Below are 23,992 nucleotides of genomic sequence, written 5' to 3'. Positions count from 1 at the left end.
AATCATGCAGTACCCGACCACGCCCTCGCTACGCCCTGTTCCGCCCCGCCTGCTCGCGCTCGCCGCGTTCCTGAGCGCCGCGCCCGGCCTCGCCTTCGCCGATTGCATCGACGACGCGGCCGCGTTCCAGCACGTCAACGTGAGCCTGATGCGCGCCATTGCGCAGGTGGAATCCGGCACCCAGACCAACGTCGTCAATCGCAACAGCAACGGCACGGTCGATATCGGCCTCATGCAGATCAACAGTTCCTGGTTGCCGCGCCTCGCGCAGGTGGGCATCACCGAACAGAGCCTTTACGATCCCTGCACGAACGCCTACGTCGCCGCCTGGATTCTCGCGGAAAACATCCGCCAGTTCGGCCCGACATGGAATGCGATCGGTGCGTACAACGCCGCCTCGCCCGAAAAGCGCCTGGCCTACGCGCAAAAGGTCTACGCCACCGCGCAATCCATCACCCGTTCGCCGGACTCGCCCATGCCTATCCTCCCGCCCTCCTACACGCCGCCCGCGGGCGGCTACAACCCGTTTTCGAATCTCGAAGTCACGCAGGTCCGCATGAACGCGCCGCGCACCACGCAGTCGGCGCCCGCTGCGCTGCCGGCCTCGCAGGCGATCGCGCAAGGCGTGGCGCCCGGCGCCTACAGCTTCGGCTGGGCCGTGACCGGCGCGGACGACGCCAAGCCCGTACAGGTATTCGACGACGGCGCGAAGATCTACGTGCAGTTCAGCGACATGAAACGCCCGCCCGCGATCTTCGCGGACACGCCGCGCGGGCGCGTGCTGTTGCGCTGGGAAGCGCAGCCGCCCTATGCGGTGATCTCATCGGCGGAACGCACGCTGATTTTCCAGATCGGCACGTCCGAGGCACGGGCGCAAAAAACCGCGAACGCCGATGCGGGCCGCCCGGCTTCGCCTGGCGCGCAGAATACGGCGGCAAAGAGCAATAAGGCCGATAAAGCCGATAAGACCGATAAAGCGGCCGCGCCTTCGACCGATGCGCTCTGGTATCTCAACGTGCCGCGCCAGGCCGCCCAGGTGCAGACAAAAGCACAGGAGCCGGCGCGTACCGCGGTGCAGACCGAGGCACAGGCCACGCCGCCTGCTGCCGGGGCAACGTGGCCGGTCGCACAAACACCGTCGGTCAACAAGCCATCGGCACCCGCAAAGAGCGACACGAACAGCACCAACACGAACGCAAACCCGGGCACGAGCGCCCTGTGGTACGTGACGAAATGACATCGACTGAACGGCACCATGTACGGCAAGAAACCCCTCAGTAAGTCGATGTTGTTGCCCGGGTCGCCCACGGCGATCCAGGAGCGCCTGCTGCGTATCCACCTCGCGCTTGCAGCCCTGCTGTGCGGCAAAGGCAATGGCCATCAACTGGCCGTGCTGATCGAAACGGCGTATCTGACCTGGTTCTTATGCGACGCGGGAATCTGTCATGCCGATCACACAGAATTTAAGGACATCGAACGAATGATCGGCAGCACCACGCACGATACCGATCTCGATCTCTACGCGCTGCGCGAAGACGACAAGGCGCTCGCGGCCTGGCTGCTCGATCTGCACGAGCGGCAATTGCGCCGCGCGCCGGTATTTACGGTACTCAAGGCGCAGGAGCGCCTCGCGCATTTCGCGCGCAGCGGCCGCGATGCGCCCTGGGAGCGCTAGACGGCCAGCGCATCAAGGCGCGCTGGCCGCATGACAGACCGCTTCGACGCGATTGCCCGCCGGATCGACAAGAAACGCCGCGTAGTAATCGCGATGATAATGTTCGCGCAAACCGGGTTCGCCGTCCGAGCGTCCGCCCGCTGCGAGCCCGGCTTCGAAGAAGGCGTCGACCTCAGCGCGCGATTGCGCCTTGAAGCACCAATGGCGCTTGTTTGGCGCGATTTCGCGGGTATCGCCGCTGGCATCCAGATACACGGCGAGGCAAGTCGAAGTCAGATCGTTGGCATCGCAACGTTCTCCGTAGCCGAGCGCCGCAGGCCGGTCATAGACCTTGCAGGCACCGAGCGCTGTCATGATGGCGTCATAAAACGGACGGGCTGCGTCCAGATCGGGCACGCCGATCGATACATGGTCGAGTAATTGCATCGCATGGGCTCAAGTTATATTCGAGCCCATTCTATACGGCCAATTTGCGACTTCCGGGCGCACGAGCTTCTGGCCGCCGCGCCGTCTTTTGACGCGCATATCCGCAAAGCATCCACGGCGGCTATACTGGGCGCCTCCTTTCGTCCGACAAATCGCCGGAGTGCGAGTCATGCGGTTTTCCGTCTTTGCTTCCCCGGCCAACGCGGCCGAACGAAATCGATTTCATGCGCGCTCGCTCGAGCATCAGCGCCCGCTTTCGTTCGTCACCATGTCGCTGTCGATCGGCGCCTTTACGCTGTTCGCGGTGGCGCGCGCGCAACTGTTCAGCGCGCCGTTCCCGTTCTGGATCACGGCGATCGCCGGCCTGCTGCTCGTGCTGCTGGTGCTGGCCATTCCGCGCTCGCGTACGACGGCGCAATTCGGCTTTATCGGCGTGGCCTATGTGGTGATCATGCAACTGGCGGCCAACGCGCTCGTGCAAGGCACCGACGACAAGCTCGCCTGGATGACACCCGCCGTCGTGGCCATTACGCTGTGCGCCGCGCCGCTCTGGCTCACGCCGCGCCATTTCGCGGTGGGCAGCGTGGGTTATTACGCCGCGACGCTGCCCTTCGTATTCAGCCTGCCGCACGACGCCGCGCAACTCGCGATCTTCGCCGTATGGGTCGTGATCGCGTTCGCGACGGCCGTGGTGTTTCATTTCGGCTTCTATCACTTCCGCTATCGCCAGTTCCGGCTCGAAGAAACGCTCACCAGGCTCGCCGCCACCGATGCCTTGACCGGCGTGCTGAACCGGCGCGCCTTTCTCGACGAAGCCGCCAGTTTTATCGACGCGCGCCGCAAAGCGGGCCGCCCCGTCGCCCTGCTGTTTGTCGATGTCGACCAGTTCAAGTCGATCAACGAACAGTTCGGCCATGGCGCGGGCGACAAGGCGCTGCAGAACGTAGCCGATGCGATCGTGCAGCACGCGCCCGAAGGCGCGCTGATCGCCCGCATGGGCGGCGAGGAATTCGTCGTGCTGGTGGAAGAACAGGCGCCCACGCCCATCGCGGGCCTGGCCCAGTCGCTGCGCCATGTGGTTTCGCAGATCGCGCGGCCCGACGGCTTCGTGACCGTGAGCATCGGCGTGGCGCAAATGCGCGCTGAAATTACCGACGACGATATCGACGACAATCTCGCCGCGCTGCTCGAACGCGCCGACGAAGCGCTATTCCGCGCCAAGCAGGCCGGGCGCAATCAGCTGGCATTCGAGCGCGGCACCTCGCTGGTGACCGTGCGCAACACGGCCGCGAACGACGCCGTTCAGCAGGCCAGCGCGCCGCAACCAGCGCAACGCCTGCGCTGGCGCGACGTCACGCTGCTATCGCATTTCCAGCCGCTCTGGAGCCTGCCGCGCGAAAAGCTGATCGGCGTAGAGGCGCTGCTGCGCGGCGAAGACGATCACGGCGGCCTCGTGCCGCCAGTCGTGCTGTTCGGCGGCCTCACGCCGGCCGAATTACGCGAACTCGATGTGCTCGCGCATCGCTGCCATCTGCAAAGCGCCGCGGGCCGACTGCCGGAAGGCGCGCGGCTGTTCCTGAACATCCTGCCCTCGACTTTCATCCGCACGGGTTACGACACCGAACTCGCGCGCATGGTCGACGCAGCGGGTCTCGCGCCCGGCGATATCGTGCTGGAACTGCTCGAGTCCGACGATGCCTGCCCGGACGCGCTCTCGCTGGCCGCGAACCGCTATCGCGACTGCGGCTTCCTGATCGCCGTGGACGACTTTGGCGCGCGCTACTCGAATCTCGACCGCCTGCTGCGCATCCAGCCCGACCTCGTGAAACTGGATGGCGAACTGATCCGCGCGCGCAATCGCCGCTCGGGCCGCCCTTTGTTGCGCGATATGGTCACGCTGCTGCATCAGGCCGATATCGTCGTGGTGGTCGAAGGCGTGGAGACGACCGAAGAACTCGTGCTGGCCGTCGAGGCGAAAGTCGATATCGCCCAAGGCTTTCTGCTCGGGCGCCCGAACGCTTCGCTGGCGCCCGCCGACACCACGCCCACGCGCATCGACCATGCTTTCGATATTGCCGCCGAAGCGCGCGCGGTGCGCATGAGCCGCTTCGACGGCGCAATCCGCCCGTGGCTCACCGACCTCGCGGAAGCAAGCCGCCAGGTGCAGTCCGGCGTCCCCTATCCCGAATCGCTGGCGAAACTGCTGGCCGGGCCGCAATGCGTGCGCGCCTTCGTGCTCGGCCCGACTGGCCGGCCCACGCTGTTCGAAGCGCGCGGCGCGGCGCGCACCGACCCGCCGCTGAGCCTGCACAACGGCAGCGACGCGGCCGGCGGCCGCTGGGACCATCGCGCGTTCTTCTGGAAAGCCACGCGCAACAACGGCCAGGCGGTCTACTCCGGCCCAATGCTCTCGCCGCTGACGGGCTGCCTGTGCGTGATCGCTTCGATCGCCATCGAGATCAATAGCCAGCAAGTCTTGCTCGCCGTCGAACTGGACTGGGCATCGCCCGACCTGCCTTGGCCGGAAGCCGCTTGAGGGACGATGGGAGCCTGGGGAGCGCGAGCGCATGACGCGTTCGAGGCACGCGTTGGCCCTCACGGCTGCCCTCGCCAGCATCATCGTTTCAAGCCCCGACATTGTTCGGGGCTTTTTTTGTCCCGACATCCAGGGTACCGGGCGAGCGTATTCAATCACTGCCGGACGGATCGACACGCAATCATGACGAAACATTTCAAACTCAATGGAAGGCGCCAATCTGCAATACGGCGGCATTCATCGAATGATGACATCAGCATTACCCGGCGATTACATTTTCGTCATAAATAGAATTTATTCCGTGAAAAACCGCTTGAATCTCACAACCAACACGCTCCGATTCCGAACGATCAACAATGAATGACAATAACTATTATTCAATATTTCGGCGCGAGTTATTCATACAAATACGCAATGAATTTGAAAAGTAATATCTTGTAAGTAGCATCCATTCCAGCATCGACATCCTTATTTTGCATTGATGCGAAAACGGTATCTTATGCCCGGCAAACAAGAAGCCAACTCTAAGGTACGGTGTGTTTCTCAAGTTATTTTTTATCCTTAAGCGAAGCACTGGGAGCCGGCGTGGGATCTGTGGGTGCAATTGGAGCACTCGGTTGTGTAATCGCATGTCAAGCGCCAGATTCTGGCTGGTAGCCAATTGAAGAATAACTTGTTGAGTAGCAGCAAACGAATGCCCCTCTCTAATAACGCATTTTTAATCTATCCGTCGCCAGCAAAGCTCTTTGCGATTTTGATAACGTCCACTGTTCTGTTTGGTTGCAGCAGTGTTCAACCACCAAGGGTCTCAGTGAGTGGATTACCGGTGACCACGAACCATGTTTGCGTAGATGTTAATGAATCGGTGCCATCGGGCGATCTTCTTCGGGCTATCGAGATTTCTCTGCACGAGGAAGGAATATCAAGCACCCTCTATAGCCACGGCACTGAGCGTACCGAGTGCAAGACCACTCTGAAATATTCAGTTCACGCGCGAAGTTTCGATGGCTTCATGGCTGCTGATTCGACCGAACACTGGAATTCAATTGATTTCTCGGTCGTACAACGACAGATCGTCGTGGCGGTTGGACGATTTGAGTCTAGCGGTCTGAATGCACGATCTGTTCCGTTCGAGGATATCGAATCGATGGTGCATGAGTTGATTCGACCTGTACCGGCAGTCATATCTTCGCGTAGCGGGAAATCGGCGCTCAAGCTCGGAGAGCTGAATGTGTCGGCTTCTGGTTAGCGGCAGAGCTGATGGGCCGCCCTTACTGGCACGCTCAACAATGTCATGGGCCCAACATTAAAGATGTCATCACGCGCCGGGCAAATGCATGGCGTTCCGCGGCACTTTTCGCACTTTTTTATCCAGAGGGGACAATCTTTGAAACGCCTCGGTTTCGTGTTCATCGTGGCGTTGCTACGTACGCTTTCGATACTTCCTTATCAATTCGTCGCAAGGCTTGGGATGGTGATCGGCACTGCGCTGTATGCTGTTCCCAGCCGCCGCAAGCATATCGTCCTTGTGAACTTGCGTCTCTGCTTCCCCGAGAAAACCAGCAGCGAACTTCAGCAGCTCGCAAGAGAGCACTTCCGCCACGTTGTTCGCAGTTATCTCGAGCGAGGCATCCAGTGGTTCGGCAGTGCGCAGGCGATCCGGGACATCGTTCAGATCGAAAGCAAAATTGATCTGGACGACGACGCGGCCCCGCCCACCATCTTTATGGGGTTTCACTTCGTGGGCATCGAGGTCGGTTGCATGCTCTACTCGACCCGCCTACCGGTTGCCTCGCTGTACACACGTATGTCAAGCACGGCCCTATGTGCGCTGGCCAGGCGACAACGCGGGCGCTTCGGGGCAGAGATGATCGAACGCGCGACCAGCGCCAAAAGGATCGTGGGATTGTTACGTTCCGGCAAACCCGTCATGCTCGCGGCAGACATGGACCAGGGCGTGGACAACTCAGTTTTTGTCCCGTTCTTCGGCGTTCCCGCCTGCACGCTAACCGCTGTTTCGCGTCTCGCGAAACTGGGACGCGCGCGGGTCGTTCCATTCGTGACTGAGGTGCTCCCGAACTATCAGGGATATAAGTTGACGATTTTCGAGCCGCTCGCGAATTTCCCATCGGGGTGTGATGTGGTCGACGCACGCCGCATGAATGCGTTTCTCGAGGAGCAGGTCGTTAAATATCCCGAGCAGTATTACTGGGTGCACCGGCGCTTCAAGCATCGACCACCTGGTATGGCATCGGTTTATTGAACAGATCGCCGGACCAGGCGGCCGGCAGGCAGTGTTCAAGGAAGAATGCCTGCCGTTCGCTACGTCTGAAGCGCGCATGCCCATCTCGGATGTCTGCGCTCAATAACGCGAGAGGGGCGTCTTTTTCGCATTGTGACAAGAGCGGTCGCGACTAGATTGTCCGTTTTCGGCACATTTTCCCAAGTCGCATCTTTTTTCCGGGATAGCACGATCACGAAAAGCGCCACCTGACAAGGCTCGACCAGAGCCGTTCCTGATGCGCGTCATTTTGTCGCCTATTTAACCCTTCTCTGTGAGGGGACAATATTCAGGAACCGATCAGAGGAGTGTTTCGATGCTGTCCCCTACCGCGGTATCCCAAGTCGTCGTCCGCCATGGCGGTCCTGCCAGCCGCGCGCCCATCGCCGCCAAACAGACGGTCGCGCGCTGCTCGGCCTGCGCGATGCGCCATCTGTGCATCCCGCAAGGCCTCGCCTCCGACGAAGTGCCCAAGCTCGAAGCCCTGATCTGCAGCGTGCGCAAGGTCCGCCGCGGCGAAGCGCTCTACCGCGCCGGCGACCGCTTCGACAACCTCTACGCCGTGCGCTCCGGCTCGCTCAAGACGCTGATCGTGCATCGTGACGGCCGCGAGCAGATCACCGGCCTGCAACTGGCGGGCGAAGCGCTCGGCCTCGACGGCATCGCCAGCGACACGCATGCGTTCAGCGCCATCGCGCTGGAAGACAGTTCGATCTGCACCCTGCCCTACGCCGCGCTCAAGAGCCTGTGCCGCGAAACCGCGACGATGCAGGAACGCCTGCACCGCCTGATGGGCGACCAGTTCAATCGCGAAGCCTCGCAGATGATGGTGCTGGGCTCGCTCTCCGCCGAAGAACGCGTGGCCGCGTTCCTGCTCGATGTCTCGGAGCGCAACTGGCAGCGCGGCTACTCGCACACCGAATTCCATCTGCGCATGTCCCGTGAGGATATGGGCAGCTATCTGGGCATTACGCTCGAAACGGTGAGCCGGATTCTCTCGCGCTTCCAGAAGCGCAATCTGATCGACGCGCAAGGCAAGCTGATTCGTATCGTCGATATGGAAGGGTTGCGGGCGCTTTAAAGCCTCTTCTTTAAAGCGCTTCTTTAAAGGGGCATTAACGGCACGGGCGTCGGCCGTGCCGCTTTTTACTCGCTTGCCGGCCTGTCAAGCACCTGGCCAATGACGCCCATCAAGGCATCGGCACGGATTCCAGAGGTTTGCAGCGCGGCTTCGGGCGATAATGTGCGCCCTTTTCCTGATCACTCGCAGCATCGCAATAATCAGGAATACCAATCATACCGATAACACCGCCATGCCAGACGCCGAAGCCCTGATCGACGCTCCGAATCCGTCGCTTCAGACCATCCTCGAAAAGCGCTTCGCGGGCGATTGGGCAGCGGTCGAAAGCCTGTGTCTCACGTCGCTGGCCCATGATCCCGCCAATGCGGAAGTCGCGTGGCAACTGGCTGGCGCGCAATGGCGCCGGCATGCGCCCGCAGCGGCCGAAAACACCATGCGCGGCGCCCATGCCCTCAACCCCGGCAACGCGAACATCGTCGCTGCCATGGCGCAGTTCGTGGCGGAGCAAGGCCGTTACGGCGAGGCCCAGCGTCTCTACGAACGCGCGCTCAAGCTCGATCCCGGCGCGACCACGCCAGCCGTGGATCTCGCCGAAATCGAATTGCGCAACGGCGATTGGCGACGCGGCTGGGCGCGCTACGAAGCGCGCCTTGGCCGGGCGGATCGCGCGCACAACAGCATCGTGTCGATCATGGCGCGTGTCGCGCCGCATTGGGCCGGTCAATCGCTCGAAGGCCGCACCTTGCTGGTGTACAGCGAACAAGGCAACGGCGACGATCTGCAAATGGCGCGCCTGCTGCCCGCGCTCGCGGCACGCGTGCAGCATGAAGGCGGCCGGATGGTGCTGGCGTGCAGGCAGGCACTGCATGCGCTTTTTTCGCGTCATTTCGCGCCTTGCGTCGAAATCGAAACGCAGGCCTACGCGCAGCACGGCACGCCCGACTACTGCCTGCCGATCATGAGTGTGCCGCTCATGCTGCGCCTCAAGCCGGACGACGTGCGCGGCACGCCGTATCTGGCAGCGGACGCCTCCCGCGTGGAGGCGTGGCGCGCGCTCGTTCATGCACGCACGCCCCGGCGCGACGCATTGCAGATCGGCCTCGTCTGGCGCGGCGACTCCAAACATCGACGCGACGCTCAACGCTCGATGGATCTGGAAACGCTCGACGCGCTCTTTTCTGTGCCCAATGTGGTTTTTCATCCGCTGACACCCGGCGGCGCGGCACTGCCCGCCAGCGTGGCGCATTGCGATCTCACGCATCACTATCAGCTCGGCTTCGACGATGTGGCCGCGCATGTCAGCACACTCGATGCCATCGTGACCATCGACAGCGCGCCGCTGCACCTTGGCGGCGCGTTGGGCGTGCCGGTTTATGCGATGCTCGATCACGTATCGCAATGGGCGTGGGGAAGCGCCGAAAAGCAGCGCTGGTACGACAGCGTCACGCTGTTCCGCCAGCCGCGCCCCGGCGACTGGCAACCCGTGGTCGCGCGCGTCGCGCAAGCGTTGCACGCACTGGCCTCGGCGCGAGCGTAATGCCAGACGGCGAGATGCGGTTATAGTGCGCGTGTATTGCGCATGTCGCGCCTTGAAACGTCCCGCCCATCATGCCGGATCAAGCTGCTCTTCCCGCCGCCGCCCCCCATTTCACCGATATCCGCGGCAAGCGCCTTGCCTGGTGGACATCGGGCAAGGGCTCGCCCAGCGTCGTGCTCGAAACCGGCCTGGGCCTGGAGAGTGCAGCCTGGCAGGACGTGCAAGCCGCAATCGAGCCGCACTTTCGCGTGTTTCGCTACGATCGCGCGGGACGCGGCGCCAGCGATCCCGCGCGCGGTCCGCGCGACGCTAACGCCATGATCGAAGACCTCGCGCAACTCCTGCAGTCAGCACGCCTTCCCACGCCGTGGCTGCTGGTCGGTCATTCGTTTGGCGGTCTGCTCATGCGCCTCTTCGCTCATCGTTTTCGCGCGCAGACCTGCGGGCTCGTGCTTGTCGAAGCCATGCACGAAGGGCAATTCGAGCGCTTCGGCCCTGCATTCGTCGAACCTACGCCGGACGATTCGAGCGCCCTGCAGTCGATGCGCGCACTCTGGCGCGAAGGCTGGCGCGATGCGCACACCACGCCCGAAAACATCGACTTCCCCGCCAGCTTTCGCGCGGTAAGCGCAATCGATACGCTGGGCGATCTGCCGATGGCCGTGATCGTGGCGGCGTCGTTCGAGCATTCGCCTTTCTTCGCTGCCGAACAGCGCGAGGCGTTGCAACGTGCCTGGGAGCGTATGCAGGAAGGTTTTCTCGCGCTGTCTTCACGCGCCGAACTGATACGCGCACCGCAGAGCGAGCATTTCGTGCAGCGCGACGCGCCGCAAGTTATCGTCGATGCGATCGGGCGCGTAGCACGAGCCGTTTGAAGCGAGCGCCGGGCTCGCGCAAGATGGTCGATACCTGAAAATTAATCAGGATGCCTGTGTAGTTTCATCTTCATCGAAGACCAGCGGCGCAATATCGACATTGGGCAACTGTTCGAGCAGCGCGGGCGCGAGCAACAGCTTGGTGGCCCGCACGCCTGCGCCCATGACAATGCGCTCGCGCGCCATCACCGCAGCATCGACGAGCACGACCCAGTCGTCGGGCACGCCGAATGCCGTGATGCCGCCGAACTCCATCCCCGTGAGTTCGACCGCCTGTTCGCGCTTCGCGAACGACAGCCGCTGCGCACCCAGCCGCGCCTTGACCGCGCCATTGACGTCGAGCCGGCGCGAGCCGAGCGTCACCACGGCGGCGTGGCGTTCCGCACCCTCGCGCTTGTAGCGCAGCACCAGCGTATTCGCGCAGTCTTCGAGGCCGAAACCATAACGCTCGCTGAATTGCGCGGTGTCGGAGGCATCGTCGGCGACGCTGAAAACCGTCACGCCTTCTGCTGGCAAGCGGGCCATGACGTTGGGCGGCAAATGGTGTTCGCGTTGCGCGTCGGGAACGATGTCGAGTTGATGATGCGGGGCTTCCATGCGATGCGGTCTCCGTCGATTGCAGGGTGCAGCCGCTTATTTTACGGGCAACGGGCGCACCGCCGCTTGCCGACCCGCGGGCAGCCGCGCAAAACGAACCCTATAATGACTGGCGCAGTGTATCGACGTATTCGCCGTTCTCTTTCGGACCCGCACCATGACCCACACCGACTCCCCGTTCTCCGAACAGCTCTTCTCCTACGGCACCCTGCAGCTCGAGCAGGTGCAGATCGCCACCTTCGGCCGCAAGCTCGATGGCGAAGCCGACGAGATGCCTGGCTTTTCGCTCACGATGCTCAAGATCGAAGACCCGGCTGTGGTCGCAACCAGCGGCAAGACCCATCATCCTGTCGTGACCTGGACCGGCAATCCCGCCGATCGCGTGAGCGGCGCCGTGTTCGCCATCACGCCGGAAGAACTCGCGCACGCCGATGCCTATGAAGTCGCCGAATACCGGCGCGATCTCGTCACGCTCGCTTCCGGCAAGCAGGCGTGGGTGTATGTGGACGCCAATTCGCGCCAACCCGGTTAATGCCCGGCTGAACGCCATAAAGACGGATTAAATCGCTCGCGGCTGCATTGCCTCGCTTTGCAGCCGGCTCGAGCGAACAAAACCCGCAAGGTTTTATCCAGCAGGAATGCCACTGAGAATGACGCAATCGAAAGTCATGTTTATGCGAAATTCTGATCGCCGATAAAAACCATATCGCATTGCAATGTCTGAATTCGCCACTGACTTTCATGTCTCCAGCATGCTTTTAAATATAAAAGCATGATCCATTCGGCAATTCGACGATAGCGTCCTCCATTCTGTTGTCTTCTCCTTGTTTCAAATCATGGTTGGCCCGCTGCGCACATGTTAAATATTGCGCCCCTGCCACTTCACAGAACCCTGATCCGAAAAGCGTTGTTTAATAGGGTCTTGCGTATCGATTTCCTGCATGGGAGTCCGTGGGACTGACGTACTCCCGTCGTTGGCCGTGGCAGCAACAACGTTGTCAAACCAGCGGTTGAAGAAGCCTGATTAAAGGAGAAGGCGAATGACACAACGTCTTGACAGACTTGCAGCCCTCGCGGCAGTGGCGCTCACGTTCTGCGCAGCCGGCGAGGCTGCCATGGCGGCTAAGAAAGTCGTCGCGCCAGCTGCTGCAACGAAACCCGATCCAGAGGCACTGGACGCCCTGACCAGAATGAGCAGCTTCATGGAGACGGTCAAGCAATTCGATCTAGACGTTGATTCAACGACCGATCAGATCATGGTCAACGGCGCAACGACGCAATTGATCCAGCTATCGCACAACACGAAACTGACAGTTAGCCGTCCCGATAGTCTCAAGGTCGATATTGTCGGTGGCGCGCCGGGTTACAGCCGCCACGTTTTTTACAACGGCAAAACTTTTACACTGTTTACCGAACCGGGTAATTACTATGCCAGTGCTCCGGCTCCTGCAACAATCAAGGAGCTAATGGGCGATCTCGAGAACAAATACGGCATTGAGTTGCCGCTCAGCGATATCTTCACGCTAGGCGCCAATCCCGACGATTTAAAACGTGTGACATCGGCCGTCTATATCGGCGATGAAGTCGTCAGTGGCAATACGTGTTCCCACTATGCCTACCGTCAAAACAATCTGGACTGGCAAATCTGGATTCAGAAAGGCAGCCAACCTTTGCCCTGCAAGTTAAATATCGTCACGTCGCAGGACAAGGAACGGCCACAGTACACGGCGATCTACCACTGGAATCTGAAGCCGGAAATCAGCGCGAAGCTGTTCGACTTCTCGCCTCCTGAAAATGCACATCAGATCAAGTTCGTGCAAACCAACGGCGCCCAATAGGCCAAGAGCCCGATAGACCAATAGCCTTTCAATCCAGAGATCATCATGAAATCAAAGAGAATCTTGACGGCGACTGGCGTGGCACTGATCGTTGCAATGAGCACGACTTCGGCGAGCGCGTTTCAGGTCCGCGGTGGTGCGCAAACGTCCGTGAATCGCGCGAATATGGCAAGTTCGCACGATACCAATGTCGCCACGCGGCAAGCCAATCGAACCACGCGCGAAGGCAATCGCCAGAACACCGCCCAGCAGGTCAGTTCGAACCGGACCAATGCAGCGCAAAACATCAGCAATAACCGCGCCAATGTCGCCAACAACTACAACGACAACCACGGCGGCTGCTGTTATAACGGCGGCTGGTACAACGATCACCCGGTTGCGACAGCCGCCGCAGTGACTGGCGCAGTGGTCGCCACAGCGGCCGTGGTGGGCTCGATCGTCCACACGCTGCCGCCTAGCTGTTCGGCGATTAACGTCAACGGTGTCACGTATCAGCAGTGCGGCTCGACCTATTATCAACCGCAGTACTCGGGAACGACGGTGCAGTACATCGTCGTCAATCCGCCGCACTGAAATACCGCGTCATACGAAGCTCACGAATAAAAAGCGGGCCGCTGGAAATTCCAGCGGCCCGCTTTTCAACAGCTTCGGAAACCGGCTCGCGCCATCAGCGCGCGGCGGTCTGCATCAACTCAACCTGCCAGATCGGCCGGCAGCTTGCCGCCGTTCGCGGCCAGCGCAGCCATCACCTGCTTGTGCAACCAGATGTTCATGCTCGCGGAGTCGTTCATGTCGCCCGAGTACTTGAGCTCCTGCGCGAGTTGCTTGCGGTGATCGAGGCTGCTGTCCACGCCGAGCGCCTTCATCGTATCGACGATCGACACGCGCCAGTTCAGCGTCTGGCCGCTTTCGGACACCAGCTGGTCCATCACGGCGGCAACATCGACATCGGTGAGCGGCGCGGGCGCCGGCGCGGCTTCGGGAGCGGCGGCCTGGGCGGCTGCGGGGTCCGGCGTCGGCTCGGCGGCCGGCGGCGTCTGGTCGGGTTTGGCCTTGTGGAACAACTTGTTCACGATATCGCCAAAAATGCTCATTTGCTTGACTCCTATGGGGTTGCTGGTTGCCGAGGCGGCGCCGCAGCGCCGGTCTTTTCCTCGTCAGGCGAAAGTATGCCGGAGCTTCGGAAATCGCCGTCCCGAAAACGTCCTGTCACACGCGCTTCACACTGCCGACGTTGGCGATCACGTCATTTTCAGCGCAACTCGCAGATAAGCTGCAGAACGGCCTGCGCCCGTTCGAGCGGCAGATCGCGGATCGACAGATGCACCGTGCCCGATTGCTCGCCGTCGACAGCAACGTCGATCTGCGGGCCGCCCGTGACCAGACGCGGCAGCGCCACGCGGCTATGCCCTGTCCATTCGGTGCTATGCAAGCCGATACTCGCCAGTAGTCTGGGCATCAGAAAGCCGTGAGCGGGCTGCGCGATCGCGAGCGCGGGCACGCTGGGCGGCGCCTGCATCTGCGACTGCACATGCGCCATGCGTACCGGCTGCGCGTCACCGAGCCGGCGCGCCGCGCGAATCCGCTCGAGCACGTCGATATAGCCCGGCATCAGACGCACCTTGATATCCTCGGCGAGACGGTTGGCCTTCTTGCTCAGCGACAGCGAGATCGCGCGCCGGTAGCCGCACGCGCGCACCATTTCGATGCTCGGATATTCAGCCGCCAGCACCGGCGCGCCGTTCAACGCGAGCACCGATTCCACCACCAGCCGCCCCGCCGCCTCAGGCGGCGAGAAACGCAGCAGCAGCGTGGCATCGGGATCGATATTGGGCAGATGCACCACCCAGACCTGCGCTCGCGGCATGGAGGCTTCATGGTCGATGCTCGCGTGCAGTGCATGCGCGAGCACCTGCACCTGGCCGCCGTAGTCGAAATCGACGGCGGCCGTGCCCATGGCCGCACTCATACCCGCACTCATGGCCGGCCCACCTGGCAATCGCCGCGCAGCAAGGCCCACTCTTCGCATTGATGGCCGTTCGGCAGCTTGCAGATGCCGGTCTGGCCGTCCGCCGTTTCGACGATCTGCAGCGTTCCGCCGTTGTGGATGCAGTTGACCGAAGCCGGGTTCGCCATGGCCGCCTGCTGCCGCGCGGGACTTTGCGCGCTCATCGGCAACGGTTGTGCGCACGCGGAAGTGACGGCGAATATCGCCACGAGTGCAGGAAGTGCGGGGAGGAAGTGGATTGTTTTCATATTGGCCACCGGGTAAGCGAGCATGTCGATACGCCGCCGGGTGAGATCCGCGAAGCCGGTCCACAGGGCGGCGAGCACGCCGGGCTTCTGCCTGAGTTCTGCTTGTGTGCTACCTGAGCGGCGATCGAAACCCGTGCATCCCTGACGGTACAACATGCCCGACGCCGTTGCGCGCAACGCGCCGCCATTTCGGAATTTACTGACCCGGCGCGCGACAGCTAGCGGAAGCAAGATCAAATTGTCGTGACCGCAGAGGCTGAGCGCTACTTCCTGATCGCAGCCGTCACCACGATGTATTCACCGGGATGGCGCTGCTTGAGCAGGACCCAGGCTTGATCGACGGCGGCATCGCCGGACACGGCATCGACGCGGATTGCCGAGCCGATATCCGTCGAAGTGTTCACATGACGATGCGTATATTTGACGATGAAGGCCGGCATATCTTCCTTGAATAACGGTTGCGGACGACGCGAGCGCTTGCTGGCCGCGATCGGCTCCCTGACATCCGCCGTCTGAGTTTTGGGCGAGTGTATCGCTGTGACCCTGAAATCGGTACGCCAGCCGACGGCGTTTGGCATCGCCGCCCGCGCCGGGATGCCGCGACGCGCGACAGGCGTGGCGCAGCGGCAATTCGCAGAATGTTTCCGATCGTTGAAACCCATCGCTGCGTCTCGCAAAGCGCGTGCCGTAAACGCCACGCGGCCCGTCATGGACGGGCCGCGCAGGCTCACTACCCCTCTTTCAGTGCGACGTCACAGCCGCGAACGCCCGAGCCGGCTGTACGCCAGCGCATCGCGGCGCTTCAGACGGCGCGCCAGCGCCACGCCGATCACCGCAAACACCGGCAGCAGCGCCGTCAACGCATACGAGAGCGTCGCGCCGGCACCGGTGAGCAACGGGAAGTTCGCCACCGCCAGCAGCAGCACCACCGCGAGCGCAACCCCCGAAATCAGCGGGAACCAGACGACGCGCAGCGCGCCTTCCTCGCGCACCGTCTGGCGGCGGAAGAACACGAACACCGCCGCCGAAGCCAGCGTCATCAGCGCGATGATGCACAGCGTCGCCACATTGGTGAGCCACGAGAACAGCGTCAGCACCGGGTCGGCATGCGCGACGATGAACACCAGCACCACCACGGCCGCAATCGCCGATTGCCAGAGCGATCCGATATGCGGGCTGCAATGCTGCGCATGCGTGCGGCCAAGCGACTTCGGCAGCAGACCTTCGCGGCCGCTCGCAAAAAAGTAACGCGCCGCGGAGTTGTGGAACGCCAGCAGCCCGGCATACACGCTCGTGATGAACAGCACGCTCATCGCGCCGGTCAGCGTGCCGTTGGCGTAGTGATCGGAGAGCGTGTAGAGGAAGGTGGTCGGGTCCTGCAGCGCGCCGAGCGTCTTGACGATATCGTCCGCGCCCGCGCCGATCACCATGCACCAGACCGAGAACGCGTAGAACCCGCCGATCAGCAGCACCGAGATATACGTCGCGAGCGGCACCGTGCGCTGCGGATCTTTGGCCTCTTCGCTGTAGATCGTCGTGGCCTCGAAGCCGATAAAGCTCGCGAAGCAGAACAGAAAGCCCAGCGCAGGCGTACCGCTCAGGAACACGCGCGGCGTGAACGACACGGCGTTGACGCCATGCGCGCCGCCGCTCTTGAGAATCGCGAGATCGAGAATCAGCACGACCACATATTCGCCGAGCACCAGCAGCGAAAGCACCTTGGCCGACAAATCTATCTGCCGATAGCCCAGCACCGCAATGCTCGCCATCGCCGCGAGCGAGCAGATCCACCACGGCGCATTCACGCCGAAGTGCGTTTGCAGAAAGCCCGACGCCACCGCGCCGAACATGCCGTAAAGACCGATCTGCATCGTGTTGTAGCCGAGCAGCGCCAGCAGTGCCGCCGCGCCGCCGGCCGTCCCGCCAAGCCCGCGCGCGGTGAACGCATAGAAGCCGCCCGCATTCGTGACGTGACGCGACATCGCCGTATAACCCGCTGCAAACAGCAGCAGGATCACGACCGTGGCCACGAGCAGCGCCGGTGTGCCCGCGCCGTTGCCAAGCATGATGCCGATAGGAAAACCGCCCGCGATGGCCACCAGCGGACCGGCAGCGGAAATGACGAAAAAGACGATGAAGCCCAGGCCTAAAGCGCCTTTGCGTAGTTCGGTCGAGGGCGTGGGTTCTGCCGCGACGTTCATGTATCTCGCTCCGATAAGTATTAATCGTGCCGCGGCGCGCACGCATGCAGGCCGGGTGTCGAGATGCACTGTAGAGAGCCAATATTGCCGACCGGCAGCACAAATCGGCAAGCCGCGCGGCAAGGGGGCGGAACCAGGGTTAGTCGGGAGAAGAATGCGCCCTGAAACAGGCGGTGTTGTCAGTCAAACGAAAACTGCCGATCAGCTTTTGCGCACCGTTTGCGAGGGCAGTTCGCCGAACAGGTCGCGATATTCGCGCGCGAAATAACTCAGGTGCGTAAAGCCCCAACGCGCGGCCGCATCGCCAATCAGGAGTTCATCCGCGCTGGTGGAGCGCAGCAGACGATGCACGGCGTTCAAACGCAGCGAGCGCAGATATTCCACCGGCGTGACGTTCGCCACGCGCTGGAAGCTCGTTTGCAGCGTGCGGCGACTGCAGCGCAGCATGCGGCACAGGTCGAGCACGGTGAGCGATTCTTCGGTGTTGTCTTCGGTGATGCGCTCGCAGCGCTTGACGATATCGCTATAGGTGGCGTGTGTGAGGTCGCGCGAGGGCAAACCCGTCGCGCTTTCGAGCAGGCCGAGCAGCACGCTCAGCACTTCGTCCTGGAACCGTTTGACGCTGGCGCCATGGGCGGCCGCATCGGCAAACGCCGCGCGATCGCGCTCGCTGGCATCGAGAAAAGGGGCAAGGCGCAGGCGCAGCACCTGTGCGGCTTCGGCGGGAAACGGCACCACGTTGCGGCGCAACTGGCGCGCGGCCTCTTCACCGATGGTGACGGCCACGAGTTCGAACATGGTTTCGGCGGGCAGGCTCACGCCTACGTAATGCATGGCCTCGGGCGTGTAGAAGCGGAACTCCTCGCCGGGGCCGAGTTGCATGAGCGCATAGCCGTCCACCTTCTGGCCCTGGAACGTGCCGACGACGGGCGCGTACAGCGGCACGGCGAGCGAAGCGAAGCCCGCGGGCGAGACGCCCGCCTGGACCACGCGGCGGTTGGTCTGCTCGCGAAAGAAGTGAAATTCGCTCGACGAAGCCTGCACGAGCCGGCTTTCGTAGCGGCCCGGCGTCATCTGACGATAGACCTGCTCCCAGCCGCTCACGGCGAGCGAATGATCATGCACGTCGGCAAGCGCGCTGACCCTGAAATCCATCGGCTGTCTCCTGCATGAATCAGCAGCATCCTGATCGTCGAATGCCTGTCGACGAATTTTAATCGATGAACCAGGGAGCGGTCTTGCCTTAAATAAATGCCCGAATAGGTTGCGATGAAGAATGCGCTGAAATTCAGGCCTGTTCGAAACCCGCCGCCAGCGCCTTGACGATGGCGTCGATCTGTTCGGTCTCGATCACGAGCGGCGGCGAGAGAATGATCTTCGTGCCGACCGGGCGCACCAGCACGCCGTTCTCGCGGGCGATTTCGGCGACGCGGCTGGCGTAACCGTCGGTGGGATCGATCGGTTCGCGCGTGGCCTTGTCCTTGACCAGATCGAGCGCCACCATCAAGCCCTTGCCGCGTACATCGCCTACAGCCGCATAGCGCTGCGCGAACGGCTGCAGCGCTTCGAGCAGATGCTTGCCCTGCGCGGCCGCATTGGCCGGCAGGTTTTCATCGGCAACGATCTTGAGGTTGGCCAGCGCCGCCGCGCACGCAACCGGATGCCCCGCATAGGTGTAGCCGTGCATGAGCGCGCCCGTGAAGTCGGCGTTCTTCATGAAGGCCTGTTCGATGCGCGCGTTGAAAGCCGTCGCGCCCAGCGGAATATAGCCCGATGAAATACCCTTCGCGAAGCACATGATGTCCGGCTTCACACCCCAGCCACGGCTGCCGAACAGGCTGCCCGTGCGGCCAAAACCGGTGACGATTTCGTCGGCGATCAGCAGGACTCCGTATTTATCGCAGACTTCGCGAATCAGCGGCCAGTAGTTCTCCGGCGGCACGATCACGCCGCCCGCGCCCTGCACCGGCTCGGCGATGAAAGCGGCCACCGTATCCGGGCTCTGGAACAGGATCTCGCGTTCGAGCATTTCCGCACAGATGCGGCCCAGTTCCTGCGGGTCCTGCGTGAACGGATTGCGATAAAGCCACGGCGTTTCCACATGGAAGCAGCCGGGCAGATTCGGCTCGTAATTGCGGCGAAAAACCGTATTGCCATTGACCGACGCGCCGCCAAAATGCGTGCCGTGATAGCCCTGCTTGAGCGAAATGAATTTGGTACGATCGGCCTGACCTTCGACCTTCCAGTACTGGCGTGCAAGCTTGAGCGCCGATTCCACCGCGTCCGAACCGCCCGAGCTGTACATCACGCGCGTCATGCCTTCGGGTTCGAGCATGTCGATCAACAGACGCGAGAGTTCTTCGGCGCGCGGATGCGAAATGCCATCGAAAAGCTGGAAATATTCGAGCTCGTCGAGTTGCGCGGTAATGGCCGCTTTCACCTCGGAACGGTTGTGGCCGATGTTCACATTCCACAGACCCGCCACGCCGTCGACAAGCTGCTTGCCGTGTTCGTCGAATACAAAGCAGCCGTCGCCGCGCACGATGCGGATCGGCGTACGTTGCTGCATTTCGGCGGGATGGATCATCGGGTGCCAGAAAGCGGAATTGGTCTTGCTCATGGTGTCTCCGTCGAATACTCGATGAATGCGCGCGTTCAATGCGCAATGCAGATGGATTTGGTTTCGGTAAAGCCTTCAACGGCGTATTTGCCGAATTCGCGACCCATGCCCGATTGCTTGTAGCCGCCGAACGGCATCGACGGATCGAGCGGCACGTGGCAGTTCACCCAGACCGTGCCGGCCTCGATGCGCGGCACGAGATTCATCACGGCGCGCAGATCGTTGCTCCAGAGGCTCGCGGCCAGGCCATAAGGCGAATCGTTGGCAAGGCGCAGCGCCTGCTCGGGATCGTCGAAGGGAATCAGCGCGAGCACCGGGCCGAACACCTCGTCGCGCACGAGCGCGGCGTCGTGCGGCACATCGTCGATCACGGTGGGACGCACGTAATAGCCGGGATGATCGACGCGCGTGCCGCCTGCGAGAAAGCGCAGGCCATCGGCGTGCGCGCGCGCGATATGCTGCTCCACACGATCGCGATGCTGCGCCGACACCAGCGGATTGATCTGCGCGTTCGGATCGAGCCCGGCGCCGAGCGTCATCGACTTCGCGACATCGGCGAGACCGTCGGCGATCTGCCGATACTTGCTGCGATGGATATAGATGCGCGAAGCCGCCGCGCACACCTGCCCCTGGTTCAGAAAACCGCCTGCGAGCGCGCCCTGCACGGCCTGATCGACATCGACATCGGCGAGCATGACGGCCGGATTCTTGCCGCCCAGTTCCAGTGAAAAGCGCGTCATGTTCTGCACGGCGGCCGTGCCGATCAACTTGCCCGTGGGCGTCGATCCGGTGAAGGAAATCTTCGCGATGGCAGGATGCGATGCGAGCGCCGCGCCGCATTCGCGCCCGCCCGTGACGACGTTGAACACGCCCGGCGGAATGCCCGCTTCCCCGGCGAGTTCCGCGAGACGCAGCGCCGTGAGCGGCGTTTCCGGCGACGGCTTGATGACGATCGTGCAGCCCGCCGCGAGCGCGGGAATCAGCTTCCACACGGCGATCATCAGCGGGAAATTCCACGGCACGATGCCCGCGACCACGCCAACCGGCTCCTTGCGCGTGAAGGCTGTGTAGCGTGCGCCGGGCGGGAACGGAATCGACACGTCGAGCGTTTCGCCGGTGATCTTGGTGGCCCAGCCGGCCATATAACGCACGTATTCGACGGTCGCGCCCACTTCGATCGCACGCGCGATATTGATCGATTTGCCCTGCTCCAGCGTTTCGAGCTGCGCGAGATCTTCGGTGTTGGCTTCGATGAGATCGGCGAAATGCAGCAGGATGCGCTCGCGATCCGCAGGGCGCAAACCGCTCCAGACGCGTGCGTCGAAGGCCTCGCGTGCATTGGTGACGGCGCGATCGACATCGGCGGCGTTGGCGTCCGCAACCGTGGCGATCACCTCGCCCGTGGACGGATCGAATACGTTGACACGCTGCGCGGCTTGCGCGGGCTGCGGACCGCCGTTGATAAAGAGACCGTGTTCGCGCGCCAGAAACGCACGCACGTTGTCGCTGACCCGGACCTTCGCATCGCTACTCATATCGTCAATCTCTCGCTAATCACCAGTGGGCAAAGCCCCGCGCGGCGGTCGGTGCGCTGGCGCGGACGGGCATCTGATGCCGACTTTAGGGGCGCAAGTCATGGGGCGTTAGCGCAAATTGGCAGATCGAGATGCGCTGCGGGTATACATCGATGCAGGTTCACGCGTGCGCTTGCGCTCAGCCCCACACGCAGCGCTCGAAACCGTCGCGCTCGCGAAACGGACGCTCGGGCATCAGCACGGCTTCGGCGGCGTTCACCTGCATCAGCAGCACGTGACGCAGGCCGTCGTCATGCGCGACGATGGCGAAGGCGGTGTCGTCGTCGCCATGCCTGAAGCGCGGATCGGCGGCGACGATATCGGGATCGTCGTGCAGACCGTGACAGCGCGCGGTATCGGCGATATTCCAGCAGTCGGGCAAACGCAGCAGGACATCGGGCACGTCCTCCTCGCGCGAGATCACCGCGGCGCCGGCGTGCGCGCAGCGGCGGAACCAGCCCGGCTCCTGCGCGGGCTCGACGGCCACAGCGGCGACCGCATAGAGCAAAAGACCGCTTTCTTCATACGTGGCGGGAGCGGCGTCGACCAACTGGGGCGCGCAGGCGCTCATCGTGCGGACCTCGTCGAAAGGCAATTCATAGGAACAGCGCGCCGATCAATTCCGTGCGGCTCGACACGCCGAGCTTGCGGAACATGCGCAGCAAGTGCGTTTTCACCGTCGGTTGCGAGAGTTCGAGATCGCGCGCAATCGCCTTGTTGGACAGGCCATCGCGCACGAGACGCGCAATCTGTTCCTCGCGGTGCGTGAGGCGCGGTGCATCGGCATCGTCGGCGGGCGCGGCCAGATGCATGGCGGCCTCGCTGCGCAGCACGGGCTCGAGCGCGAGTTCCAGCAGCGGTTGCAACGTGTTGGCCTGATCGATTTCGTCCGGCGTGAACGGCGGATCGGGGGCAAAGCGCAGCAGCGAAAACGCGGCGGCGACCGTGCCTTCATCGCGGAGCAGCACTTCCATCACATCCACGACGCGATGCGGCTGCAAAAAACGTCGCCAGTAGACCGATTGCGCGCGCAGCGCCTCGGGCAACTCGCCCGCGAGCGTGAGGACGTTGCCATGCTGGCGCAAATAGCGCGACGGGTGCATCGGATCGAGCACCAGATAGCGCTGGAGCCACGTGCGATGCATGGTTTCCGCGAGACCGAAAAGCTCGAAACCCGAAGGCTGCTGATGCGCGCCGATGCGGTAGAACACGGTCGCGCCTGGGCGCAGCAGCTTCGTGAGCGCGGCAACGGCGGTTTCCAGCGCGGCGGCGCGGTGGTCTTGCCTGGGCATGTGAGATCTCCATCGTCCCTCGGATATCGGCGGGATTGTTCGACGATGCTAGGCAGGCGGGCGGCCCAGGTGTGAGCGCAAATTGGCAAATGGGCGGGGCGTTGTCATCCTTTTGCCCGATAGGCTGGGCTATGAGGGGCGCCTAGACTCGGCGCACGCCTGCTTTTTGGCGCTGTTCGGGTCTATTCACTCTGGAGTTGCTTGCATGACATCTGCTAATTCATCTGCGCAGGGCTGTGTTGTTATTACCGGTGCGGGGACGGGTATTGGCGAAGCTTGCGCGAAGCTGTTTGCCGCGCAAGGCGCGCGTGTTGCGTTGATTGGGCGGCGGCGTGGGCCGCTTGAGCGTGTTGCGCAGGAAACGGGCGGGATTGTGCTGGAAGGCGATGCCGCTTCTGCTGCCGATTGGGAGCGGTTTGGTGCTGTGCTGGAAGCTGAAGGCGGTGTTGCTGCGCTGGTGGCTTGTGCGGGTGGATTGGGGATGGGGAGTGCGCTTCAAACCAGCGACGGTGATTGGGCTGCTGCCATGCGGGCTAATGTGGATACCGCGTTTGTGAGTGCGCGGGCTTGTTTGCCGCAATTGATCGAGCGGCGGGGGGCGATTGTGATGGTTGCTTCTATCGCTTCGCTTGCGGCTGGGCCGGAGGTTTGTGGGTATACGACGGCCAAGCATGCGCTGATCGGATTGATGCGCTCGCTTGCGCGGGACTACGGGCCGCTGGGTGTGAGGGTTAATGCCGTTTGTCCGGGGTGGGTCAGGACGCCTATGGCTGATGGTGAAATGCAGCCTCTCATTGATCGCTATGGCGATTCGCTGGATCAGGCTTATGAACGGGTTTGTCGTGATGTGCCTTTGCGGCGGGCTGCTAGTGCCGATGAGATCGCTCAGGTTTGTGGGTTTCTTGTTTCGCCTGCGGCTAGTGTTGTTACTGGGGCAGCTATTGTTGCTGATGGTGGGTCTTCTATTGTTGATGTGCCTACTATTGTTTTTGGGCGGGATTTTTAGGGTGGGTTTTTTTGGGGCGGTTTATTGGCGGCGTCGCGTATCCTTGAGTTCGTGTCGGTCTATTAGCGTTGCCCCTGTGCGGGGCGGCACCTACTTTTCTTTGCAGCGGTGTATGGACTGGAGACATAGGTAACAGGTGTACGGAGACATGGGTAACACATTCTCCGTTCACGTTTGCTGGTTCAGATTGATAGTCC

At 62.2% G+C, this 23,992-nt stretch carries 24 protein-coding genes; 12 read left to right on the top strand and 12 right to left on the bottom strand.

The genetic code is table 11. The annotated features are described in order from the left end of the window. The first annotated feature begins 4 nt into the window (after window positions 1–4). Together G3N59_RS35335 and G3N59_RS35330 are read left to right on the top strand one after the other, a co-directional pair. A complete protein-coding gene (locus tag G3N59_RS35335) occupies window positions 5–1,237 on the top strand; it encodes a transglycosylase SLT domain-containing protein (protein ID WP_205987625.1) in 1,233 nt (410 codons plus the stop codon). Between the two features lie 18 nt (window positions 1,238–1,255). Continuing rightward, on the top strand, window positions 1,256–1,675 hold the full coding sequence (locus tag G3N59_RS35330; RefSeq protein WP_205987622.1) for a hypothetical protein: 420 nt from the start codon (window positions 1,256–1,258) through the stop codon (window positions 1,673–1,675). 12 nt (window positions 1,676–1,687) lie between these two features. Here G3N59_RS35330 and G3N59_RS35325 read toward each other — a convergent pair whose 3' ends face one another. Continuing rightward, a complete protein-coding gene (locus G3N59_RS35325; protein ID WP_205987621.1) occupies window positions 1,688–2,101 on the bottom strand; it encodes a VOC family protein in 414 nt (137 codons plus the stop codon). Window positions 2,102–2,270: 169 nt separating this feature from the next. On the opposite strand from G3N59_RS35325, the gene G3N59_RS35320 reads away from it, so the two are divergent. From G3N59_RS35320 to G3N59_RS35295, 6 genes are all read left to right on the top strand, one after another. Then, window positions 2,271–4,637, top strand: coding sequence for a bifunctional diguanylate cyclase/phosphodiesterase (locus G3N59_RS35320; protein ID WP_205987620.1), 2,367 nt, complete (start codon window positions 2,271–2,273; stop codon window positions 4,635–4,637). A gap of 826 nt (window positions 4,638–5,463) precedes the next feature. Next, window positions 5,464–5,886, top strand: a complete 423-nt coding sequence (locus tag G3N59_RS35315; RefSeq protein ID WP_205987619.1) for a hypothetical protein — start codon at window positions 5,464–5,466, stop codon at window positions 5,884–5,886. A 138-nt stretch (window positions 5,887–6,024) separates the two neighbouring features. Next, a complete protein-coding gene (locus tag G3N59_RS35310; protein ID WP_205987618.1) occupies window positions 6,025–6,900 on the top strand; it encodes a lipid A biosynthesis lauroyl acyltransferase in 876 nt (291 codons plus the stop codon). Between the two features lie 442 nt (window positions 6,901–7,342). Next, window positions 7,343–7,999 (top strand): helix-turn-helix domain-containing protein, encoded by a 657-nt coding sequence (locus tag G3N59_RS35305; protein ID WP_205987651.1) that lies wholly within the window; start codon window positions 7,343–7,345, stop codon window positions 7,997–7,999. A 232-nt stretch (window positions 8,000–8,231) separates the two neighbouring features. Then, the gene (locus tag G3N59_RS35300; RefSeq protein ID WP_205987617.1) at window positions 8,232–9,536 is read left to right on the top strand and encodes a tetratricopeptide repeat protein; all 1,305 of its coding nucleotides are present in this window, start codon (window positions 8,232–8,234) and stop codon (window positions 9,534–9,536) included. A 71-nt stretch (window positions 9,537–9,607) separates the two neighbouring features. Continuing rightward, complete coding sequence (locus G3N59_RS35295; protein ID WP_205987616.1) at window positions 9,608–10,411, top strand: alpha/beta hydrolase; 804 nt, start codon at window positions 9,608–9,610, stop codon at window positions 10,409–10,411. A 45-nt stretch (window positions 10,412–10,456) separates the two neighbouring features. On the opposite strand, the gene G3N59_RS35290 is transcribed toward G3N59_RS35295, so the two are convergent. Next, window positions 10,457–11,008, bottom strand: a complete 552-nt coding sequence (locus G3N59_RS35290; RefSeq protein WP_205987615.1) for a YbaK/EbsC family protein — start codon at window positions 11,006–11,008, stop codon at window positions 10,457–10,459. A 157-nt stretch (window positions 11,009–11,165) separates the two neighbouring features. On the opposite strand from G3N59_RS35290, the gene G3N59_RS35285 reads away from it, so the two are divergent. From G3N59_RS35285 to G3N59_RS35275, 3 genes are all read left to right on the top strand, one after another. Continuing rightward, on the top strand, window positions 11,166–11,540 hold the full coding sequence (locus tag G3N59_RS35285) for a gamma-glutamylcyclotransferase family protein (protein ID WP_205987613.1): 375 nt from the start codon (window positions 11,166–11,168) through the stop codon (window positions 11,538–11,540). Between the two features lie 508 nt (window positions 11,541–12,048). Further along, on the top strand, window positions 12,049–12,846 hold the full coding sequence (locus tag G3N59_RS35280) for a DUF2092 domain-containing protein (RefSeq protein WP_205987612.1): 798 nt from the start codon (window positions 12,049–12,051) through the stop codon (window positions 12,844–12,846). 78 nt (window positions 12,847–12,924) lie between these two features. Continuing rightward, complete coding sequence (locus G3N59_RS35275) at window positions 12,925–13,419, top strand: DUF6515 family protein (RefSeq protein ID WP_346777984.1); 495 nt, start codon at window positions 12,925–12,927, stop codon at window positions 13,417–13,419. A gap of 119 nt (window positions 13,420–13,538) precedes the next feature. On the opposite strand, the gene G3N59_RS35270 is transcribed toward G3N59_RS35275, so the two are convergent. The 10 genes from G3N59_RS35270 to G3N59_RS35225 all read right to left on the bottom strand — a co-directional run bounded on the left by G3N59_RS35270 (window position 13,539) and on the right by G3N59_RS35225 (window position 22,789). Then, on the bottom strand, window positions 13,539–13,940 hold the full coding sequence (locus G3N59_RS35270) for a DUF3597 domain-containing protein (RefSeq protein WP_205987608.1): 402 nt from the start codon (window positions 13,938–13,940) through the stop codon (window positions 13,539–13,541). 158 nt (window positions 13,941–14,098) lie between these two features. Then, window positions 14,099–14,827 (bottom strand): hypothetical protein, encoded by a 729-nt coding sequence (locus tag G3N59_RS35265; protein ID WP_205987607.1) that lies wholly within the window; start codon window positions 14,825–14,827, stop codon window positions 14,099–14,101. Next, window positions 14,824–15,258 carry a DUF333 domain-containing protein gene (locus tag G3N59_RS37500; RefSeq protein ID WP_346777983.1) on the bottom strand — a complete coding sequence of 145 codons (435 nt, stop codon included), beginning with the start codon at window positions 15,256–15,258 and terminating at the stop codon, window positions 14,824–14,826. Before G3N59_RS37500 ends, G3N59_RS35265 begins: the two co-directional genes overlap by 4 nt. Before the next feature lie 107 nt (window positions 15,259–15,365). Continuing rightward, a complete protein-coding gene (locus G3N59_RS35255; protein WP_205987606.1) occupies window positions 15,366–15,833 on the bottom strand; it encodes a hypothetical protein in 468 nt (155 codons plus the stop codon). A gap of 21 nt (window positions 15,834–15,854) precedes the next feature. Continuing rightward, on the bottom strand, window positions 15,855–17,303 hold the full coding sequence (locus G3N59_RS35250; protein ID WP_205987604.1) for an APC family permease: 1,449 nt from the start codon (window positions 17,301–17,303) through the stop codon (window positions 15,855–15,857). 201 nt (window positions 17,304–17,504) lie between these two features. Continuing rightward, window positions 17,505–18,458, bottom strand: a complete 954-nt coding sequence (locus tag G3N59_RS35245; protein WP_205987602.1) for a helix-turn-helix domain-containing protein — start codon at window positions 18,456–18,458, stop codon at window positions 17,505–17,507. A 133-nt stretch (window positions 18,459–18,591) separates the two neighbouring features. Next, window positions 18,592–19,923 (bottom strand): aspartate aminotransferase family protein, encoded by a 1,332-nt coding sequence (locus G3N59_RS35240; protein ID WP_205987601.1) that lies wholly within the window; start codon window positions 19,921–19,923, stop codon window positions 18,592–18,594. A 35-nt stretch (window positions 19,924–19,958) separates the two neighbouring features. Further along, window positions 19,959–21,458, bottom strand: coding sequence for an aldehyde dehydrogenase family protein (locus G3N59_RS35235; RefSeq protein WP_205987600.1), 1,500 nt, complete (start codon window positions 21,456–21,458; stop codon window positions 19,959–19,961). 178 nt (window positions 21,459–21,636) lie between these two features. Next, window positions 21,637–22,068 (bottom strand): hypothetical protein, encoded by a 432-nt coding sequence (locus G3N59_RS35230; protein WP_205987599.1) that lies wholly within the window; start codon window positions 22,066–22,068, stop codon window positions 21,637–21,639. Between the two features lie 25 nt (window positions 22,069–22,093). Then, window positions 22,094–22,789 carry a LuxR C-terminal-related transcriptional regulator gene (locus G3N59_RS35225; protein WP_205987598.1) on the bottom strand — a complete coding sequence of 232 codons (696 nt, stop codon included), beginning with the start codon at window positions 22,787–22,789 and terminating at the stop codon, window positions 22,094–22,096. A 205-nt stretch (window positions 22,790–22,994) separates the two neighbouring features. Between G3N59_RS35225 and G3N59_RS35220 the strand changes: the two genes are divergently transcribed. Beyond that, window positions 22,995–23,795 carry an SDR family oxidoreductase gene (locus G3N59_RS35220; RefSeq protein ID WP_205987597.1) on the top strand — a complete coding sequence of 267 codons (801 nt, stop codon included), beginning with the start codon at window positions 22,995–22,997 and terminating at the stop codon, window positions 23,793–23,795. The last annotated feature ends 197 nt before the right edge of the window (window positions 23,796–23,992 follow it).

Source organism: Paraburkholderia sp. Ac-20340, from assembly GCF_017104965.1.
GTDB lineage: Bacteria > Pseudomonadota > Gammaproteobacteria > Burkholderiales > Burkholderiaceae > Paraburkholderia.
The sequence above is the reverse complement of the archived record's forward strand: the minus strand, read 5'-3'. Positions and strand labels throughout refer to the sequence as shown.

Bases quoted from the DNA above. Each gene is read 5' to 3' on its own strand.
- G3N59_RS35325 (WP_205987621.1), bottom strand. From the start codon at position 2,101: ATGCAATTACTCGACCATGTATCGATCGGCGTGCCCGATCTGGACGCA.
- G3N59_RS35265 (WP_205987607.1), bottom strand. From the start codon at position 14,827: ATGAGTGCGGGTATGAGTGCGGCCATGGGCACGGCCGCCGTCGATTTC.
- G3N59_RS35235 (WP_205987600.1), bottom strand. From the start codon at position 21,458: ATGAGTAGCGATGCGAAGGTCCGGGTCAGCGACAACGTGCGTGCGTTT.
- G3N59_RS35280 (WP_205987612.1), top strand. From the start codon at position 12,049: ATGACACAACGTCTTGACAGACTTGCAGCCCTCGCGGCAGTGGCGCTC.
- G3N59_RS35300 (WP_205987617.1), top strand. From the start codon at position 8,232: ATGCCAGACGCCGAAGCCCTGATCGACGCTCCGAATCCGTCGCTTCAG.
- G3N59_RS35320 (WP_205987620.1), top strand. From the start codon at position 2,271: ATGCGGTTTTCCGTCTTTGCTTCCCCGGCCAACGCGGCCGAACGAAAT.
- G3N59_RS35225 (WP_205987598.1), bottom strand. From the start codon at position 22,789: ATGCCCAGGCAAGACCACCGCGCCGCCGCGCTGGAAACCGCCGTTGCC.
- G3N59_RS35240 (WP_205987601.1), bottom strand. From the start codon at position 19,923: ATGAGCAAGACCAATTCCGCTTTCTGGCACCCGATGATCCATCCCGCC.
- G3N59_RS35305 (WP_205987651.1), top strand. From the start codon at position 7,343: ATGCGCCATCTGTGCATCCCGCAAGGCCTCGCCTCCGACGAAGTGCCC.
- G3N59_RS35270 (WP_205987608.1), bottom strand. From the start codon at position 13,940: ATGAGCATTTTTGGCGATATCGTGAACAAGTTGTTCCACAAGGCCAAA.
- G3N59_RS35220 (WP_205987597.1), top strand. From the start codon at position 22,995: ATGACATCTGCTAATTCATCTGCGCAGGGCTGTGTTGTTATTACCGGT.
- G3N59_RS35285 (WP_205987613.1), top strand. From the start codon at position 11,166: ATGACCCACACCGACTCCCCGTTCTCCGAACAGCTCTTCTCCTACGGC.
- G3N59_RS37500 (WP_346777983.1), bottom strand. From the start codon at position 15,258: ATGTTGTACCGTCAGGGATGCACGGGTTTCGATCGCCGCTCAGGTAGC.
- G3N59_RS35335 (WP_205987625.1), top strand. From the start codon at position 5: ATGCAGTACCCGACCACGCCCTCGCTACGCCCTGTTCCGCCCCGCCTG.
- G3N59_RS35230 (WP_205987599.1), bottom strand. From the start codon at position 22,068: ATGAGCGCCTGCGCGCCCCAGTTGGTCGACGCCGCTCCCGCCACGTAT.
- G3N59_RS35295 (WP_205987616.1), top strand. From the start codon at position 9,608: ATGCCGGATCAAGCTGCTCTTCCCGCCGCCGCCCCCCATTTCACCGAT.
- G3N59_RS35245 (WP_205987602.1), bottom strand. From the start codon at position 18,458: ATGGATTTCAGGGTCAGCGCGCTTGCCGACGTGCATGATCATTCGCTC.
- G3N59_RS35290 (WP_205987615.1), bottom strand. From the start codon at position 11,008: ATGGAAGCCCCGCATCATCAACTCGACATCGTTCCCGACGCGCAACGC.
- G3N59_RS35250 (WP_205987604.1), bottom strand. From the start codon at position 17,303: ATGAACGTCGCGGCAGAACCCACGCCCTCGACCGAACTACGCAAAGGC.
- G3N59_RS35330 (WP_205987622.1), top strand. From the start codon at position 1,256: ATGTACGGCAAGAAACCCCTCAGTAAGTCGATGTTGTTGCCCGGGTCG.